The following is a 16294-nucleotide window of genomic DNA, read 5'->3' on the forward strand; positions in this document are numbered from 1 at the left end:
AGGGTGGTTGTCACTTATGACAGAGGTTCTGTCATAAGTGACAATATGTGATTTAATCACAAGTAGATTATTGACCTATAGGCGCTGTGACACTAAAAGCACCGCGAATATCCTTTAAAGAGAAGTTGATTGCTGTGTCTTGTGGGTAGTGCTGGTTAATTTTGTTGGATAATTCAGGTGAAATATTTGTGCCGTGGCAGGCGATACATAGCTGGCCAGTAGGAATCGCTTTCATCATCCTAAATTGACCGTTTACGGTATCGCTGAATACTAATTTATCTATCGGTTTTCCATTTTGAGCTTGTTGTTCAAACTCAAGTAATACAGGCTTTTGCCATTCATTTGGCAGATTAAGAGGGTTACGAGTTTTTAAGCTAGTGCGACTTAATTGCCAGCCATCAGTGGATAGTTCGGCGGCTATTTTCGGTGCTTCATTCTGACAAACTTCCACTGCATTTTCAAAACCGCCAGTAGCAATTGCGTCCAATAATGCACTTTTGAGTTGCTTTCCAAATTGCGCCATTTTTTCCTTGGCGATTTGTTGGTATGATGCATTATCTTGTTGATTTTCTACCTTATTGTTGGCCAATGGTATATTTGATTTTGTTATTTCGTTTGCATTGGCTAGCGTCATATATAACCCAAAACCGGATATAATTGATAAGCTAACTGTCGTTGAATATATTGCCAAAATCTTGTTCATAATTATTCCTACTCTAAACGTTCTATTCCAAGTGCTTTTAACACATACTTTTCGTAAACAGGCTCACTGGTGCCGGTGCGCATTTTGCGCATAAAATACTTTTCAAATGCGATTTTGGCTAAATGCACCCATTTGCCCTTTTTAAACCAAGCGACATTGCGGGGAGGAATTTGCGGCATTGCCACAAATGCTGCCCCAGTATTTCCCATGTCGGCTAGGCAAATTGCGTGCATAGTGCCTTTGGTTTGCGGTGGTTGATTGTCAATAATGAGTGCTTTTAGATTGTGCGCAATAGCTGTCATCATTGTTTCTATCATGTAACCGGTTTTAGGCGTCCCTGTGGGCACTGGTGTTGTCTCAACTGGTGGAATAGCAACACAAACACCGCCCGAAAAAATAGTTGGATAAGTTGGATTACGATGGAATTCATCGGTAACAACAAATCCCTTTGGATTGCACAAGCCGTCAACATTTGCGACTGCATCCACGCCACTAAAAGGCGGTATTAACATGGCGTGATGAAAAGGCAGCTGATGTTCAAATTCCACTTCTCCTTTACGGTTTAATTCGGATACATGCATCATATTTTCACAGACTTCATCTACAGTGCCATTGCATGTCCATTTTATATCTCGAGATCTGAGTTCCGACTCCAACATGGTTTTGGAATCTCCAACACCACCTAATCCCATGTGTCCGATGTAGGGTTCACTGGTAACAAAATGGATTGGAACTTTATGGCGGATTTTGGCATCGCGAAGAGCTTTATCTAATATAAACGCATATTCGTAAGCTGGCCCAAAACAACTTGCGCCTTGAAACGCACCAACCACAACTGGACCAGGGTTTTTCAGCAGTTTTTCGAAATCTTGATAACATTGTTTGGCATGATCTAAGGTACATATGGATTGGGTATAATAATCTGGGCCAGCTCCTTTAATGTTACTAAACGCGAGTTTTGGACCTGTAGCGATTATCAAATAATCGTAACTTATGCTTTCATTTTCATGGGTTAAAATAACTTTGTTTGCGGCATCAATTTTGTCCACTTTTGCACAAATGAACTCTATGCCTTTTTTGTTCAGATATTTTTCAATCGGCATAGTTATGGCGTCAGGTTCCCGCCAGCCAACTGCTACCCAAGGGTTCGATGGCACAAAACGGAACTCCGGTCGTTCATTGACGACAACAACTTGATGTTCTTTACCGAGTATTTCCTTTGTTTCATAAGCCGCTGGCATGCCACCGGTTCCTGCACCTAAGATCACTACTTTAGCCATTTTAGTTCCTCACTTATCTTATCGTTGTTAATAGTTACGATATGTGAACATTATGTAAGCAAGAGGCGTGCTATAAATTCAAAAAATTTAACATGTTGAAAAGTATGCAGTTTATTAAGTATTGATGAACTAGCTTAGATAAACCTTGATTCCTTTGTCATTTTTGTCACAGAATGAGTCAATATTGACTTACTGACGAGCTATCTGGATATGAATATTGGTGTAGTGCAATCGATGATCGATGCCATGGAAAAACCGGCAATTTTTATCGATCTTGAATATCGTATTTTAGCGGTAAATTCCGCCTATCGAGATACTTACGAAAATGAAGTCATTGTTGGTAAAAGCAGTTGTTTTGAAATTTCTCACGGTAATTCATCTCCTTGCGATAAACACGGCGAAGACTGTCCTATGGAGCAATGTAAAAAAACCAATAGAACCAGCAGTGTCATTCACATTCACGATACGCCTTATGGTAAAACCTATTGCGATATTTTGATGAAACCGATTAAAGATGAAAATGGCATAACCACCGGTTTTCTAGAAGTGCTTGATCGCATAAGGTTTGCCTCTAATGAGTCTAATGCACAGCTGATGATAGGTGCATCAGAGCCGTTTAAAACCATGCTGAATAAAATTAACCGCTCTGCTAAGGCCGATATTGCGGTATTACTGCATGGTGAAACCGGCACAGGAAAAGAGCTAGTTGCTAAAGCGGTTCACGAGTCGAGCGCTCGGGCACAAAAGCCTTTCGTTATAATTGAATGTACTGGCCTTAATGAAAACTTATTCGAATCTGAATTATTTGGTCATGAAAAGGGGGCTTTTACTGGTGCAACTCATGCCAAAAAGGGACTGATAGAAATGGCCAATGGTGGTACCGTTTTTTTTGATGAAATCGCCGATGTGCCATTAGCAATGCAAGTGAAATTGTTACGTCTTCTTGAAACCCATTGTTATCGAACCGTTGGCGGAATTAAGCAGAAAAAGGCGGATTTTAGGCTGATTTGCGCAAGCCATAAAAACCTGCTTGATTTGGTAGCGTCAGGCGAGTTTAGGAAAGATTTGTATTATCGCATTGCTGGCTTTCCAATAATGTTGCCGTCTTTGGCTCAGCGACGCTCTGATATCCCGATTTTGGCAGAACACTTTTTAAAACAGTCTGAGCTGCATCGTAAAAGGTTCAGTGAAAAAGCGCTGCTTGCGCTGTGTCAATATGATTTCCCCGGTAATATTCGTGAACTAAGAAGTATTGTTGAACATTCAGCATTGCTCGCAAATGAAGATATTATTGAAGTGGAGGACTTGCCGGAACTCGTGATTAACACCGGTGGTTTTGAAGCCAAAGAAGTGAATCAAATTATTTCCTTGGACGATATGGAAAAACAATATTTATCGCAATTGTGTTTTGCAAGCACTTTACCGGTAGATGAACTGGCTCAGAAATTGGGCGTCAGCCCTCGAACGTTTTACCGTAAACTTCAGAGATATGGCTTAAAATACGAGGGCGTCTGACTTGAGATAGTGCGCTTAAATCTCGCCTCAGACTGATATAAGATTTTGATATTTAATAATAAAGTATACGATTCATTGACCGTTAGCTAATTCCTTTTCAGTTTTGAAACCAAATACTTTGCGAATAACAAAGGTTGCAGGACAAAGGCCAGTAAAACTTTGTTGAAACAAGTTGGCACCAATGAACACCGTAAACCATACAAAGTTTGGATGAACCCAAACGGTTAATGCAACGGATACTAACACCATAAAACCAGCAAATGCGGTTAACGCTCTTTCTGCAGACATAAACATCCTCTTTTTTATCGGATAGCCATAGTTAATAAAAGTATCTGAAACTAGCATAAAGGTTACTAGCATCTTCGAATTGATTGTAAAAGGTGTATTGCTCTTCACCGTAAAATAGATTCATTCCAGCAGACAGTCGCCACTCATCTACAGGGCTGTAATCGGCACGCAGTTTCAAAAATCCGTCTTGATCACTGGTGGAGTAAAAGTTAAATACATTAATTGTTAAGGTTTGCTGCATTAACCGATACACCAGTTGCTGCGTAACGACGATACGACTGCGGTTAGGATCATATTGTGGCGTAAGTGAATTTAAACGCAGTGCTGAATAATCATGAGTGCGCTCCATATACCACTGTAAACTCCCCGATAAATCTTTTATTAGTTCTTGTTCATAACCAATTAACACTCTACTTTGATCGTTAGGGATCAATGCTTCAGTACCCTGGCTATCATCACCAGAGGCATAATAGGCGACTTCAGCTTTGATTAAACCTGCAAAAGCAGGGCTGACTACACTGGCGCCATAAACGTTGAGTTTAGCAAAATAAGGTTGGCCTTGTGCCGTTTGACTGCTAGGCGATTTATGAAATCCATGGTAACCGTATACAGCAATTTCAGATGATCCTAAGGTTTTGTAATAACGCAGTGCATATTCTGGCGACTCAGGTCGGTAGGGTGGGCTCACGTCAAAACCAGGCGCAATGTTTTTAGCAAATTGTGGTGAGAAAAAGGAAAAATAATCGCCGTTAATATAGTTGTCAGGAGCAAATTCAGGGGTAATAACCAAGTCGATATTACCCCAATCAAAAAATCCAGATAACTTTGCAGATAGGGAAGGGGCCTTAAGATAATCATCATTACGACCTGCAAAAAATGATTGATAATCTTTTGGGAAAAGGTCATTTAGAAATAAATAATCTCCCGTTCCCCAGGTCAGCACTTGTTGACCTAATTTCAGATCAAAATATTTTCCCCATTCGCCTAAGGAGTCCAATCTTCCTTGCCAAGCAAACTCCCTAATATCTACTTTTACCTCATCGAGTATACCGTCATAATATAAGTCGCTAGTAATAGTTACGCTAGAATGGCTGAGCAGTTTTTCCCATTGTACTTGTAAACGAATATCTCTGAGGGTTTTGGCTTGATCAATTTCAGGATCAGAGGATATTCTGTTGCCAGCACTAAAGTCGACAAAGCCGGTAAATAGCGGCTTTGCTACTTCTTCTTCCGACCAATCGCCCATATCCCATTCATCTTCTGAAGTTTGCGCTACAGCATTGAATGTGAAGAGTATTACAGTTATGTATAAACCGCTGGCGAGGGATGAATTTTTTTTCATTAGTCTAGCCATTGACGTGGAGGCGTACGTAAACTGCGTTCCGAAAATACATCATCTGGAAGTCCTAAATCGTAACTGATATTTCTAAATTCCATTAATGTATAACCGCCGTTAATCAAATCACTTACTTTCGAGCGGACAACGGTAGGGAAACCTTGAATATCTTCGATTTTAATCGCTTCAACACGTCGGTAATTAACCCCATCTTCATTGAAAAAATCAATATTCACAGGTAGCTTTGATTGTTTATCGATACTGACTTGATAGTAGCTAAATTCAACGCTATTTGCTGACTTCGGGGTTGCTTTTAAGATGTAGTGTTCAGCGGTTTCATTCAGTAATTCAAAGTTATCCTCTGATACGGCACGGCCTGACACATCTTCATAGAAAAAATGCGATCCCACAAAGGACGTGCGTTTATCGCCAGCCGAAATGCGCTTAACCAAATCCAGCGCAGGTAAGTACAGCCAACGGTCATCGTCTATTGCAATATCTGCATGTTTTTCCACTCTAAATACAGTGTCTTTTACATCTGTTGGACGACTGAAAAATACCATCATCTGTTGATCACCATTGTCTTCAACATCTCGTCTGAGAATGGTGAATTGACGCATTTGTTTGCGTCCCTGAGAATCAACAATCATCATGCGTGCATCTGAGCGACCGTCTTCTCCACTGTAATAAGCCACTTTTTCAGCGCTGCTAATTAATTCGGCAACATCAATAGCAGCAAGGGTCGGTAACGACATAAATAACGATAAAGTAAATAATGTAAATCTAGGCATTCTAAAACTCCTAATCATCTAGTTTTTAAAAACCAATTGTTTTGCTAACGACATCACAGCGGGCAAGATAAGTAGCGTCACCAAGGCCGAAATTGCCATTATGCTAGCTAAAAATACTCCCACGGTGATATAGGGAACAAGTGGAGCAAAGAGCAAGGGGGTAAATCCTAGGGCGATAACTAACGCGTTGCGAGTGATTGCGGTGGCTGGTTCTTGAAACATCAAGGCCAATGTTTGTTTCACATCCTTGGTTTGTTTAAATAAGGCGCGGGCCCTTTCTAAAAAGTGGATCGCAAAATCAACAGACAAACCAAGTGTTAATGCAGACAACACTGCGATTGGCATATCGTAATCTTTGCCAATAATACCAATCAATCCATAAATGAAGGTGATGGTAATTGTTAGCGGCAGCATCGCAAGCACACCATATACTAAGGATCTGAACAAAATTACCATCATCACAAATACAATAATAAATGCGCTTATTAAACTATCGAGCATGCCTGCAACCATATTTTCTTGCCAAATGACATTAATATAGGCTTTGCCTGCCCAGCCTAGTTCAATATTCGCTGGCAGTGGGTTGTTGGCTACATAATCGTCTACTAACTGGATTACCTCAGTCATATCTTGATTATCGCCACTGCTTAATTGCAACCAAACCAGAGTTTGTTGGTAATCGGGCGTGACAAAATGCCACAAGTCATTAGGACGATGAGAAGATTGATATTGCATTAGCGTTTGCGCCACAGCTTGCGGTGAATTCGGGATCTGGTAATCCTTGGCTTCGCCAGATCTGAGTTCGCGATTCACCACTTTAGTTACATCGGCTAGGGAATTAGATTTACCGACCAAGCCTGATGCCTGCAAAGCTGTTTGTAAAGACTCTATGTAGGCAAGTAATTGCGGAGACTGAAAAGCTTTTGACTGGCTCAGGGCTTTCTCTGTCAGGTTTAACAAGTCGTTTAAAAATTGTTCTTCTTGTGAGCTTAAATCAGTAAACATCTTATCTTCTATTTCAATGATAAGTTGCTGATATTGTTCATTTAGCGGCTCATCTTTAAGCTTTTCTAAAGTTGCCTGTTGCCAATTGGTTAAGCTTGAGGGGATATTTTTTGATAATAAGTTCTCCACAGGCACCAAAGATGAATGTTGACTTAGCACTATGTAGGCATCGTAGGTACCTGCAAAATTTTCGTTTAAGACTTTATCGGCTATGCGAATTTCATGATCAGGTTTGAACCATCGCACCGGGTTATCGTTTATTTGAATTTGGGTAATTCCCCACACGGAGATGGCGAACACCACTGAAAAACTCAATATCAATGCGCCTTTGAAGTTCATTGCAATCTTACCCAAAGCACCTGCAAGTTTTGCAATTCTAGTACCGCCACTTTGCTGGCTATGCATCACATCCTGTAAACTTTGTAGTGACTTTTCACTCATTCTCGACAGATAAGCAGGCATAAACGTAATGGTAATTAAAAACGCGAGTAGGATACCTGAACCTACAAAAGCACCAAATATTTGTACCGGAGGAATAGGAGTTAACATTAATGAATAAAACCCTACGGAAGAGGTTATTGAGGTGTACAGCATGGGCGTAAATAAATGTCCTACCACTTCCTCAATCGTGGCCTGAAGATCTTCTCCTGGTTTATGACGGTCACTGAATTCCGATAAAATATGTACTGAATCTACCACCGCAATCGGCATTAGAAAAATCGCAATCATGGATGACATGATATGAACAGTGAATCCCATTCCTATTAATGCCCCCATGGTAATAATGACGGTTGCCATCGCCACTATCATAGGCGCGATAATTAACGGAATGTTGCGGAAGAAAATAAACAATAGAATGAATATAGTTAAGCCTGCTAGGGGCGCTGAAATTCCCATTTGCACAAACATCTCGAAACCAAATTGGTCTTCGGCAACAGGCAACCCAGTAATATACCATTGTGCGCTGCTATCACGCTTTTCGATTGCGCCGCGAATTTGTTCAGCAATATTAAAACTTTCGTTTTTATCTAAAATAGGTACGTAAATCGCAGCGGCTTTACCGTTGTTTGATGCCAAAGTGTCTTGTAACAAGGGCAGACGGGACAAGTTGTGTTGTATCTGTTGACTAACTGCAATGGTTTCCGGTGGGGTGGGCATCATCCATTCAAAACGAATCGCACCTGTTCCTTCCTGACTGATATTGTCAACTGTTGAAATTGACATGACATCAGCGGAAACAACCCCGTCCAATGACATAATTGTCTTTGTAATGTCAAAAATGTCAGAAAGCACATCAGGCTTAAACACACCGTTTTCATCTTGTGTATTAACCACCCCAACAACTATTGCATCGTGCATACTAAATGTTTGCTTAATTTGATTATGAAACACTCGTGCAGGGTGCTCTGCATCCAGCATGTTTTCTGGATCTGTATCTATTTGAATTCGAGGGATCTGGGCCGCTAATAACACCACAAAAAGCAACAATATTGCATATACAGATTTAGGTTTGTGAGTGCATAAATGCACTAAATTATCGGCTATATTTTTCATGAAACCCAACAGATTTTTTATAATATGTATCAGTAAAGCAATAAAAGTGCCATATCTAGTTTAGATAGCATTGATGCATATTGTTGAGACAGCTTTTCGTCGTTTGAAAATCTTGCAGTGGTTGAAAAATGTGTTTAGTTAAACTGCTAGAGCCTTTTTATGATGGTCTAGAAAGAAGTGGCTTAATCTGCATGGGTGTGGGCGACTTTAGGCATGGTGCGGTTACGTCCTTCTTCTTTAGCTTGATACAAAAACTTATCCGCAGCTGTGATAGCTTTATCTACGCTTATATTCTTGGTTACTTCTTTAACACCGATACTCAAGGTAATACTAAATTCTTTGCCAGCATATTTGAAAATATGATTAGCTACTTTCTTGCGTATTTTTTCTGCTAAAAAGTGTGCATCAGATTCGCTGGTTTCTGGCAAAAGGAATAAAAACTCTTCTCCTCCCCATCGAGATATCTTGTCTTGTTTACGCAACGTTGAGGTAAATAGCGCCGATAAGTTTTGTAGTACGTAATCTCCACCATCGTGGCCGTGGAGGTCATTTACATTTTTAAAGTGATCAATGTCGCACAGTAATAACGACATATTGACTTTACTGCGCTGTGCACGATTGTATTCGTGTTCTAAATAATCTTTCATGGCCCTGCGGTTTGGTAACAACGTAAGGGGATCTTGCATTGCTTGTTGTTCGAATTGGTCACTTAATTTTTGCATAAAAGTAATGAATTTTTGCCGTGAAAATTCGTAGAAGCCAAATAATAAAGTAACCGTTAAAAAGGAATAAATTAAACGTGACTTAAATTCGTGGGTGTAGGATGTATTTAATAAAACTTCGCCTGGATAGAACAACATGATGCTAATCAAAATAACAAATAGGCCAATGTTGGCTAAGCCTTTACGCAAACCGCCAAAAAAGAAAGCTACAGGAGGCAGAATATAAATCCATAATGGTCCAGTGTTGGCATGGCCACCGGTGTAAACTAAATAAAGCATTAAAAATAACAAACATATAAAAATAATGCGGGTAGATATTTTGTAGGTATTTTTGATTCGTTTAAAACGATGGATTTGGTGACTTAAAAAGAATAAAAAACAGGCTGAAAAAAGAGAGATGGATAACACCATTTCGCCACCGAAAGCGGCGGAAATACCTAAAACAAGAGTGAGACTATAGCCAATGCAGGAAAAAAGATTGGAGACAAATATTTGTTGATTAGATTCGCTATTTCTATCGCCAACAACACCCAAATAAAGATAAGCCAGCATCCACTTGGTCATTTTTCTGATCATTAGATTTCAACGTTTTCCATGTTTATTACGATATCTTTGCTTAACTGTTCTAGTAAATTTCGTAGTTTGCCCACCGCATGTCCATAACCATTTTCTGCCAGTGGTAGTTCGTACTTAAAGTTATATATTGAGTCAGTTAAATTTCTGTTGCTTTGATCATTATATATCCAATACTGTCCAGCTAACACCACTTTTGATTCATATGTAGGCAGAAAGTGGTTTATTTTTAACCCTAATGTTAAGTCTGCTTGTTTGAAATTAACTAATTGTGGATCAACAAAGTAGGCAGTTTTCGACGTTTTATTGAGATCATTTAGTAATGAATTACGAATGCTCGTTTGTAATGGTTGCGCCCAATAATGTTGTTTAGAGTAGAACACTTGATGATTATCCATTTGCATATTCAAACTGGCTTGTTTGAGGTAGTCGGCCAACTCAATAGTCTGAATTGCTACTGTAGTAGGGCGCTGTGCAATATCATCTGGCATTGAAATAGAGGCTGCGTTATCGAGTAGATAATAGTGCACATTTGTGTTCACTTCACTCGCACAACCCGCTAGCAGCAGAGTCAGCCCGAATAGGTAAAAGGTTGGCTTAGTCATTGTCGGTTTCCTGATTTAAAGATTGCGCTTTGGGTTCAACTTCTGGCTGCGTAGCGTCGCTGAATATTAAACTATTCGGTTTTTGGTTGAGTTGTTGCAATAATGGAGTGAGTTGCTGCAAGGTCGTTTGAAACCTTTGCATTGTCGAAATTAATTCTTGATTAGTTCTAGACCCTGCAGAGTAATCTTTGAGTAAGCTAGTTAGCGATTCGGCAGCTTGATTAATATTCTGACTTGTTTGTTGGTCCTTCACGTCAACCAGCAGGCTATCGAGGGTGTCAACGGTCTCTTTTAATGCCTCAGCTGTGGCATTAAAGGTTTGCATTAGTTGACTCGCATCTTCAGACATTTGGGCAAAAGGAATGGCATTTATATTGTCTAAAACACCACTTACTTTTTGAGTGATTTGCGCAAATTCCCCTGATGTTGTAGGAATCACATTGTAGCCAAGAAACTTACTCAGAGGTTCCGGTTCAGCATCCTCATAATGCTGTAAATCAACGTACAAGCCGCCGGTCACAATATTACCAATTTTAAGGGATGCTCTAAGACCTTGTTCTATTCCACGTAATGTTTGTGTTCTAACAATCTCTACACCCGTGTGGTCATCGGGTTGCTGCATTCTGCTTGGCTGGATGTTGATCAGGACTGGAATCGCAAATTCATCATCAAGTAATTTACTCTGCGCTGCGCCTGGTAGGTTAATTTCAATCACTTTACCAATTTGCAAACCTCGGTATTCTACAGGTGCGCCGACAGTTAATCCGCGAATACTATCTTTGATCATCAATACAAAATTAACCCCCAGTTTATATCTTTTGTTTGAAGCGCTTTTATAGTCTTTATATATTTCAAATGACGCTTGTGTTGTGACTAGCTTGCCCGTTGACATACCCTCAGGAATGCCAAATGTGACACCGTTAGTGAGAATGGTTTCGATACTTCCTGTTTTTATTTCTATCCCATTGGCGGCAAGATCAAGACTCATACCGCTGGCATTCCAAAACTTGGTATTTTCAGTGATAAGTTTGTGGTAAGGCGCTTGGATAAAGGCATTGTAAGAAACTATGCGTCTATCTACATCAAAATGCATGTCTTCAAATTCACCGACTTTCAATCCTTTATAAATAATCGGATCACCGGCTTTAAAGGATAGTTCTTCGTCACTATTTAAGGTTATCTGTAATCCTGGTGTGCCAGCTGCTGTGGCAGGGGGATTTTCAAATGCGATAAATTCAGTAGACAGTTCGCCCTCGGTGCTTGGTTCCAAAGTAATATAAGGGCCGGAAAATAGGGTGGTTAATCCAGAAACACCATTAAGAGAGACACGGGGCCTCACCAGCCAAAACTTACTATCTTTTCCAAGCAGCATTTCGGCACTTGGGCTCATTCTTGCGGTTACAATTACGCCACTTAAATCGGGTTTTAGTTCTACCTTTTTAACCACACCAATTTCGACATCTTTGGTTTTTATCTTTGTTTGATCTGCTTCAATACCAGAGGCTGAAACAAACTCAATGTTAATTAACGGGCCTTGATTTGCCCACTGGTGATACACCATCCACATTCCAATAGACAGGGCGACTAATGGAATCAGCCAAAATTTTGAGATTATTCGACTAGACTCTACATCTGCTTCTTGCGCGCTTACTTGTTGGTTTTTATTGTCTATCATCTTGTGCGTCCGAATTGCTCCAAATTAATCTAGGATCGAAAGTCATCGCTGCTAGCATTGTTAATATCACCACACCACAAAATGCCATTGCAGCAGGACCAGGAAATACACTCATGGTATTACCTAGTTGAATGAGACTAACCAAAATCGCAACGGCGAATATATCAACCATTGACCACCGACCTATAAACTCTGTTAATCGGTACCAAAATATACGGGTGTTTTGTTTTTTGATTGTACCGTTTTGCGCACAATAGTTAAGCCAGATTAATATTACCAACTTACCTATGGGCACAACTATACTGGCAATAAAAATGACCAACGCAATTGGATACGACTTGTTCTGCCACATGGAGATGACCCCACCCAGTATGGTGCTGGGTTCATCGGTACCTAAAAATACCGTGTGCATAATAGGTAAAGTGTTAGCTGGAATATATAACAATATCGAGGTCAGTAATAACGCCCAAGTACGCTGTATACTTTCGGACTTCGGAAGTCTTTTACGGCGGTGTTGGGTTTGGGTGGCGTTGATATAAAGTTGGTGTTTATCCATGGATAACAATGTGGCTACCATGCATAAGGTGAAACCGATGTAAGCATAAAATGATAGGCCAATACTGATATCTGCAAAAGAACTGATTTTGATTAAACTTACGAGTACTCCAATCAAAAATATCTCTGCCATGCTCCATGGAATGAGGGCGTAAACGATATTTAAGATAGTCTTTGAAGTGGCTGGATTTTTATTTACAGGCAATGGCACAACGACTAGCAGTAAACCCAGCAATACTATGGCGGGGACGATGATAATAGACAGCAATTGGATCACCGCTAAAAACATATAATCATTGACGATTAATACCTCTAAGCCGGAAATGATCCCAATTGCATGATTTTGCCCGTTGCTGCTAAATCCAAGAAAGTTAAATGGCATTGATAACAGTAAAAAAATTAAAGCGCTAAGGGCGAACATGATTATTCTTTGATTGGCCCTTGCGAGGTGTTGCGTCAATACGTGCCCACAACATGGGCATTTTGCTTTCTGGCGATGAGCTAAACGAGGTATTTCTACTGATGTATCACATTGTTGGCAGACCGTTTGCCCGCTGTGGATAGGATCGGATAAGTGTTGACTCATTTATAAACACCGTTAGCCAGTTGTATGTGTTTATCCAAACATTCAGAAAATACCGCGATACTTTTATCTATTTCAGTCTCTGTGGTTGCCCAAGAGCATATACTAATTCTAATCACCTTTCGGCCCATCCATGTCGCGCCACCACACCAGGTTACACCAGAGTTTTGAATTGCTTTGAGTGTATTAACCGTAATTTCATCTGAATCAGCGCAGATTATAACTTGATTAAATACAACATCGTTAAGTACTTTAAAACCCGCAATTAGAATATTTTTGGCGAAGTAGACGGCATGTTGATGTAATAACTCAACAAGTTCTGCAATACCGTTTTTACCCAAATAAGCCAAACATGCCCATAATTCTATTCCACGGGCACGCCTAGACATGTCAGGTGTAAAAATCATATTGTCGCGGTTTTCACTGGTTTGTATATAGGAACCTTGTTGATGCAGAGCCTGCGTTAACGCTTTGGGATCTGCACATAAAATAATTCCACAATCGTAAGGCGCATTTAAGGTTTTGTGACCATCAACAGACCATGAATTCGCCAGATTAACGCCTTTGGTTAGTTCATTAAACTTTGCGGATGCTGCCGCCCATAAGCCGAAAGCGCCATCAACATGCACCCAGGCTTTAGCGGCTTGGGCTTTAGGAATGATGGTTTGGAAGTCATCGAAAGCCCCGCTACAAACGTTTCCAGCTTGTAAAACGAGAATACAACTATGATCAAGCGGAGGAATCGCATCAACGCGCATGCGACCTTGTTCATCACATTCAACCCATTCAATTTGCTGTTGACCAAATCCTAATAGATTCAACATTTTCACCACAGTTCCGTGGGTTTGTTTAGCTAAAATGATGCGAAGGGCAGGCGCTGCAAAAAGTCCGTGTTGTGCAATGTCCCATCCTAAATGCGTTAATTGACGATAACGGGCAGCCGCCAAACCGCATAAACTGGCAACTGAAGTCCCTCCAACTAGCCCTGCCACAGTATTTTCTGGTAGTTGAAATAGTTGTTGTAACCATTGTTGGCAAACGCTCTCTAATTTTGCCGCTATTGGTGACATGACAAATAGCGCTGCATTTTGATCCCAAACATCAGCTAACCATTTTGCCGCCAAACCTATGGGCAGTGCCGAACCATTAACAAAACCATAATAACGACCATTTGAGTAACGTACGGTATTTTGTGCCCCTTGATTGGCGAGTAAATTTAACAGCGCGTTTGCGTCGCCAATATTTTCCGGTAAGTCGCCATCAAATGCGCTGAGCAGATCCAAATCCTTATTGCTTGGATAGATTGCTTTTTCATCTGTATCTGTCTGGTATTCAAGTGCACTTTTGCAGGCTTGTTTTAACAGAACAGAAGTACGAACTTGCTCGAACATGTGTTTTTGTATTTTTGACATAGTCGTACTTCTTAGTTGTGGGTAAGGCTAACGTTATCACTAAATGTAGTTGTTTTTTAGGAAAAATAAGTAAAAAAAAGCCATCTTTAAGATGGCTTTTGTCTGCGAGAAAAGTAAATAAACTTTATCGATTAATAATTTGCATTACCTGGCGAGCGAGGGAAGGGGATTACGTCACGAATATTCTGCATACCTGTGACATAAGCAACTAGGCGTTCGAAGCCTAAGCCGAATCCAGAATGTGGAACTGTGCCATAGCGACGCAAGTCTCGGTACCAAGCGTAGTCTTCTTTATCCAGTCCCATTTCTTCAAGTCGTTGGTCAAATACGTCTAGGCGTTCTTCACGTTGAGAGCCGCCGATGATTTCACCAATACCCGGGGCCAATACATCCATTGCTGCCACTGTTTTGCCATCGTCATTAATGCGCATATAAAATGCTTTAATATCTTTTGGATAGTTCTGCATAATAATCGGCGCACCTACATGCTCTTCTGCAAGGTAACGCTCATGTTCTGACGACAAGTCCACACCCCAATCAACTGGGAATTCGAATTTTTTACCGCAGTTTTTGAGTATTTCAATGGCATCGGTGTAATCCATTCTGACGAAATCTTGGGCGATCACTTTTTCCATTCTATCTTTAACGTCTTTATTGATATGCTGCGCAAAGAAAGCCATATCATCGGCACGTTCTTCCAATACCGCTTTAAACACATATTTTAAAAGATCTTCGGCAAGTTGCGCTACGTCAGACAATTCTGCGAAGGCGACTTCTGGTTCGATCATCCAAAATTCCGCTAAGTGGCGGCTTGTGTTTGAATTCTCAGCTCTAAAGGTCGGCCCAAAAGTGTACACTTTGGACATTGCTGTACAGTAGGTTTCAACGTTCAATTGACCTGATACTGTTAAGTAGGTTTCTTTTCCGAAAAAATCTTGTGAATAATCGACTTCACCTTGTTCGGTTTTAGGGATGTTCATCATATCTAAGGTCGAAACCCTGAACATCTCACCAGCCCCTTCAGTATCACTGGCAGTTAATATGGGAGTGCTGATCCAAAAATAGCCTTTTTCGTGGAAAAAGCGATGGATAGCTTGAGATAAACAATTGCGAACACGGGTTACCGCACCAATGACATTGGTTCTAGCACGCAAGTGCGCATGTTCCCGTAGGTATTCAATACTATGGCGTTTTGCTGACATTGGGTAAGTGTCTGGGTTTTCAACCCAACCTAAGATGTCAACTTGGGTCGCTTCTATTTCTAACGACTGACCTTTACCTTGTGATTCTTTCACTTCGCCAGTAACTGCAACTGAGCAACCTGTAGTGAGACGCTGGATATCGCTGTAATTTTGCATTGTATTCAGTGCAATAACCTGAATAGCGTCAAAGCAACTTCCATCATGCAAATTGATAAAAGATAATCCTGCTTTAGAATCTCTGCGGGTTCTCACCCATCCCTTTAAAACTACTTGTTCCCCGATTGGGTACTTGCCAGTTAACACGTCAACCACTGGGGCATGCGCCATTGATATTCTCCACTACAGCAGGGTTAACCTGCAAATTTTTGATTACAAACTAAAATAAGACAAACGACTAGGATAAACAATAACCTAGATGAAACCAAATTAATGCTCTACAGTAACTAAAGCTGGATAATTAAAATGTCACTAGAATCTGTCGCATAAATAAGGTGT

The 16294-nt window shown here is 40.5% G+C and carries 13 protein-coding genes; 1 reads left to right on the forward strand and 12 read right to left on the reverse strand.

All coding sequences use genetic code 11. The features are described 5' to 3' along the window. Positions 1 to 67 precede the first annotated feature (67 nt). Together KO530_RS10755 and KO530_RS10760 are read right to left on the reverse strand one after the other, a co-directional pair. On the reverse strand, positions 68 to 703 hold the full coding sequence (locus KO530_RS10755) for a Tll0287-like domain-containing protein (RefSeq protein ID WP_216048405.1): 636 nt from the start codon (positions 701 to 703) through the stop codon (positions 68 to 70). A gap of 8 nt (positions 704 to 711) precedes the next feature. Then, positions 712 to 1983, reverse strand: a complete 1272-nt coding sequence (locus tag KO530_RS10760) for an NAD(P)/FAD-dependent oxidoreductase (RefSeq protein ID WP_216048406.1) — start codon at positions 1981 to 1983, stop codon at positions 712 to 714. A gap of 210 nt (positions 1984 to 2193) precedes the next feature. On the opposite strand from KO530_RS10760, the gene KO530_RS10765 reads away from it, so the two are divergent. Beyond that, the gene (locus KO530_RS10765; RefSeq protein WP_252729099.1) at positions 2194 to 3498 is read left to right on the forward strand and encodes a sigma-54 interaction domain-containing protein; all 1305 of its coding nucleotides are present in this window, start codon (positions 2194 to 2196) and stop codon (positions 3496 to 3498) included. A 72-nt stretch (positions 3499 to 3570) separates the two neighbouring features. Here KO530_RS10765 and KO530_RS10770 read toward each other — a convergent pair whose 3' ends face one another. The 10 genes from KO530_RS10770 to asnS all read right to left on the reverse strand — a co-directional run bounded on the left by KO530_RS10770 (position 3571) and on the right by asnS (position 16126). After that, positions 3571 to 3786, reverse strand: coding sequence for a YgaP family membrane protein (locus tag KO530_RS10770; protein WP_216048407.1), 216 nt, complete (start codon positions 3784 to 3786; stop codon positions 3571 to 3573). A 31-nt stretch (positions 3787 to 3817) separates the two neighbouring features. Beyond that, the gene (locus tag KO530_RS10775; RefSeq protein ID WP_216048408.1) at positions 3818 to 5128 is read right to left on the reverse strand and encodes a hypothetical protein; all 1311 of its coding nucleotides are present in this window, start codon (positions 5126 to 5128) and stop codon (positions 3818 to 3820) included. Then, entirely contained in the window at positions 5128 to 5913 is a 786-nt protein-coding gene (locus KO530_RS10780) for an outer membrane lipoprotein-sorting protein (RefSeq protein WP_252729100.1), read from the reverse strand. The genes KO530_RS10775 and KO530_RS10780 overlap by 1 nt, the downstream gene beginning before the upstream one ends. A gap of 18 nt (positions 5914 to 5931) precedes the next feature. Then, on the reverse strand, positions 5932 to 8472 hold the full coding sequence (locus KO530_RS10785) for an efflux RND transporter permease subunit (protein WP_216048410.1): 2541 nt from the start codon (positions 8470 to 8472) through the stop codon (positions 5932 to 5934). Positions 8473 to 8654: 182 nt separating this feature from the next. Continuing rightward, positions 8655 to 9770, reverse strand: a complete 1116-nt coding sequence (locus KO530_RS10790; protein WP_216048411.1) for a GGDEF domain-containing protein — start codon at positions 9768 to 9770, stop codon at positions 8655 to 8657. Further along, on the reverse strand, positions 9770 to 10372 hold the full coding sequence (locus KO530_RS10795) for a PqiC family protein (protein WP_216048412.1): 603 nt from the start codon (positions 10370 to 10372) through the stop codon (positions 9770 to 9772). The genes KO530_RS10790 and KO530_RS10795 overlap by 1 nt, the downstream gene beginning before the upstream one ends. Beyond that, the gene (gene pqiB / locus KO530_RS10800) at positions 10365 to 12047 is read right to left on the reverse strand and encodes an intermembrane transport protein PqiB (protein ID WP_216048413.1); all 1683 of its coding nucleotides are present in this window, start codon (positions 12045 to 12047) and stop codon (positions 10365 to 10367) included. The genes KO530_RS10795 and pqiB overlap by 8 nt, the downstream gene beginning before the upstream one ends. Further along, positions 12034 to 13188: a paraquat-inducible protein A gene (locus KO530_RS10805; protein ID WP_216048414.1), complete on the reverse strand. Its 1155-nt coding sequence runs from the start codon at positions 13186 to 13188 to the stop codon at positions 12034 to 12036. The genes pqiB and KO530_RS10805 overlap by 14 nt, the downstream gene beginning before the upstream one ends. Then, positions 13185 to 14597, reverse strand: a complete 1413-nt coding sequence (locus KO530_RS10810) for a pyridoxal phosphate-dependent decarboxylase family protein (RefSeq protein WP_216048415.1) — start codon at positions 14595 to 14597, stop codon at positions 13185 to 13187. Before KO530_RS10810 ends, KO530_RS10805 begins: the two co-directional genes overlap by 4 nt. 131 nt (positions 14598 to 14728) lie before the next feature. Beyond that, positions 14729 to 16126, reverse strand: coding sequence for an asparagine--tRNA ligase (gene asnS / locus KO530_RS10815; RefSeq protein ID WP_216048416.1), 1398 nt, complete (start codon positions 16124 to 16126; stop codon positions 14729 to 14731). Between the last annotated feature and the right edge of the window lie 168 nt (positions 16127 to 16294).

Origin of the sequence: Aliiglaciecola lipolytica, from assembly GCF_018860635.1 — a bacterium.
In the GTDB taxonomy this organism is placed as follows: domain Bacteria; phylum Pseudomonadota; class Gammaproteobacteria; order Enterobacterales; family Alteromonadaceae; genus Aliiglaciecola; species Aliiglaciecola lipolytica_A.

Bases quoted from the DNA above. Each gene is read 5' to 3' on its own strand.
- KO530_RS10760 (WP_216048406.1), bottom strand. From the start codon at position 1,983: ATGGCTAAAGTAGTGATCTTAGGTGCAGGAACCGGTGGCATGCCAGCG.
- KO530_RS10810 (WP_216048415.1), bottom strand. From the start codon at position 14,597: ATGTCAAAAATACAAAAACACATGTTCGAGCAAGTTCGTACTTCTGTT.
- KO530_RS10775 (WP_216048408.1), bottom strand. From the start codon at position 5,128: ATGAAAAAAAATTCATCCCTCGCCAGCGGTTTATACATAACTGTAATA.
- KO530_RS10790 (WP_216048411.1), bottom strand. From the start codon at position 9,770: ATGATCAGAAAAATGACCAAGTGGATGCTGGCTTATCTTTATTTGGGT.
- KO530_RS10805 (WP_216048414.1), bottom strand. From the start codon at position 13,188: ATGAGTCAACACTTATCCGATCCTATCCACAGCGGGCAAACGGTCTGC.
- KO530_RS10785 (WP_216048410.1), bottom strand. From the start codon at position 8,472: ATGAAAAATATAGCCGATAATTTAGTGCATTTATGCACTCACAAACCT.
- pqiB (WP_216048413.1), bottom strand. From the start codon at position 12,047: ATGATAGACAATAAAAACCAACAAGTAAGCGCGCAAGAAGCAGATGTA.
- KO530_RS10755 (WP_216048405.1), bottom strand. From the start codon at position 703: ATGAACAAGATTTTGGCAATATATTCAACGACAGTTAGCTTATCAATT.
- KO530_RS10770 (WP_216048407.1), bottom strand. From the start codon at position 3,786: ATGTCTGCAGAAAGAGCGTTAACCGCATTTGCTGGTTTTATGGTGTTA.
- KO530_RS10795 (WP_216048412.1), bottom strand. From the start codon at position 10,372: ATGACTAAGCCAACCTTTTACCTATTCGGGCTGACTCTGCTGCTAGCG.
- KO530_RS10780 (WP_252729100.1), bottom strand. From the start codon at position 5,913: ATGCCTAGATTTACATTATTTACTTTATCGTTATTTATGTCGTTACCG.
- KO530_RS10765 (WP_252729099.1), top strand. From the start codon at position 2,194: ATGAATATTGGTGTAGTGCAATCGATGATCGATGCCATGGAAAAACCG.
- asnS (WP_216048416.1), bottom strand. From the start codon at position 16,126: ATGGCGCATGCCCCAGTGGTTGACGTGTTAACTGGCAAGTACCCAATC.